The sequence below is a fragment of the Oleiphilus sp. HI0125 genome (genome assembly GCF_001635355.1).
In genome coordinates this window covers 1-2,252 of record NZ_LWGF01000768.1, presented here as the reverse complement: position 1 = coordinate 2,252, position 2,252 = coordinate 1, and the positions used below count along the sequence as shown (strand labels likewise).

Below are 2,252 nucleotides of genomic sequence, written 5' to 3'. Positions count from 1 at the left end.
AACTGCTGATGCAATTTTAGAAGAGGCTGGAAAAATTACAGCTTCGTTGATTGCACCATTGAGTCGTGAAGCTGATGAAGAAGGTTGTCACTTTGATAACGGTAAAGTCACTGTACCTGCAGGCTTTGTAGATGCATATAAAACGTTTGCTGAAGGTGGTTGGTCAGGTTTGACTGGTAACCCAGTTTACGAAGGTATGGGCATGCCTAAAATGTTGGGCGCTCAGTATGAAGAGATGCTTTACTCTGCTGACATCTCATTCGGTCTATATGTGTGTTTGACTTCTGGTGCGGCATTGGCAATTGATGCGCACGCTTCAGAAGAGCTTAAGCAAAAATACCTGCCAAAAATGTATTCAGGTGAATGGACAGGTGCGATGGATTTGACTGAGCCTCACTCAGGTACAGATCTTGGTATGATTCGCACCAAGGCTGAGCCAAATGCCGACGGTTCATACAGCATTACTGGTACGAAGATCTTTATCACAGGTGGTGAAAATGACCTGACTGATAACATCATTCATTTGGTGCTTGCGAAACTTCCGGATGCGCCAGCTGGATCAAAAGGTATTTCTCTTTTCCTAGTGCCGCGTAACAGTGTTGATGACAACGGCGTTGTAGGTGAAAACAATAACGTTACTTGTGGTTCTATCGAACACAAGATGGGTATTAAAGCTTCCGGTACCTGTGTTATGAACTTTGATGGTGCGCAAGGTTGGTTGGTCGGTGAAGTAAACAAAGGTCTTTTGGCTATGTTTACAATGATGAACTACGAACGCTTGAGTGTTGGTATTCAAGGTTTCGCCGCAGCAGAGCGCTCTTACCAAAACGCACGTGAATACGCACTTGATCGTATTCAAGGTCGTGCAGCAACAGGTCCTGTTAATACTGAAAAGCAAGCTGACCCGATTATCGTTCACGCTGACGTTCGTCGTATGCTTCTTACTATGAAGGCTTACACAGAAGGCTCGCGTGCTTTCTCTACCTACGTTGCAAGTTACCTCGACATTGCTAAGTTCTCTGATGATGCCGATCAGATTAAGCATGCAAATGCAATGATTGCGCTTCTCACGCCAATCGCTAAAGCATACATGACAGACCGCGCATTAGATTCTTGTGTTGCTGGTCAGCAAGTATTTGGTGGTCATGGCTTTATTCGTGAGTGGGGTCAAGAGCAACTAGTTCGTGACACGCGTATCACGCAAATCTATGAAGGTACTAATGGCGTTCAAGCAATGGACTTGATGGGGCGTAAAGTTGTTGCTAATGGTGGCAAACTATATGAGCTATTTGCTAGCGAAGTAAAAGAGTTCATTGCTGCTGAATCAGACAATCCTGCGTTGGCTAGCAAACTTGATCAACTTTCTGCAGCTTTAGATCGCTTAACTGAAGCGACTGAATATGTAATCGGTGCAACACAGGGCGACGCAGATGCGATCGGCGCAGCAGCGGTTGAGTACTTGGATTTATTTGGTCTAACTGCATACGGCTACATGTGGGCACGCATGGTTGCAAAAGCAGCACCTAAAGTTGAAGAAGATGTGTTCTACGCGAATAAGCTTAAGACTGCTAACTTCTTCTTTAGTCGTCTTCTTCCAGGGACTCTTTCTCTTCTTGAGGCGATTAAGTCTGGTAGTGAAGATACGATGGCGCTTGAAGCTGAAAACTTCTAAGTCTTATTTAGCGTCAATAAAAAACCGGTACTTGTTACCGGTTTTTTTATGTCTGACATTCGGCCAAAAAAAAGCGGCGTGGTCGCCGAACAAGACCATCACCGCTGAGGTTAAACAAACTAATAACTAAGGAGGGAAATGAAAACCCTGAAACATCTCTGTTTCGTTAGGATAGATATTAGTTTTGGATGGGGCGTATTTTGATCAGCCGAAAGGCTTATTTGCTGAAAGTTAATAAAAACGAAAGGCGAGTTACTTAATTAAATAGCTTAAGAAGGCTGTCTTTAATCTTGTCTACGGCTTCGTTATCTTTCCCAATGATTCCGTCCAAGCGTTCACGATGCTTATTGATGACGCGATCTAGCTCTTTCTCTGTTTTGCGCTTTGCTTCATCAATAGCTGCATTTTGAACTTGCTGCTTCAGTGCGCTGTAGTTGATGTCGCAACGATGTTGATTGGCAATTAGCATGCCTTGGCATGTTAAAGGAATGCTAATGTTCTGAAGTTTTGGATTGATGCGACAGGCATGTGTTGCGCCGTTCGCTTCAGGTTTTATGTAAAAGTTAGCTTCATATGATTG

General features: G+C 43.9%; 2 protein-coding genes. One reads left to right on the top strand and one right to left on the bottom strand.

Annotated features, from left to right (window positions below; genetic code table 11):
• A partial coding sequence (locus A3762_RS12060) for an acyl-CoA dehydrogenase C-terminal domain-containing protein (RefSeq protein WP_068755747.1) occupies positions 1 to 1,672 on the top strand: 1,672 nt, incomplete at its 5' end.
• A 256-nt stretch (positions 1,673 to 1,928) separates the two neighbouring features.
• On the opposite strand, the gene A3762_RS27550 is transcribed toward A3762_RS12060, so the two are convergent.
• Positions 1,929 to 2,252 (bottom strand): hypothetical protein (locus tag A3762_RS27550; RefSeq protein WP_197469223.1); only part of this gene is annotated, 324 nt, incomplete at its 5' end.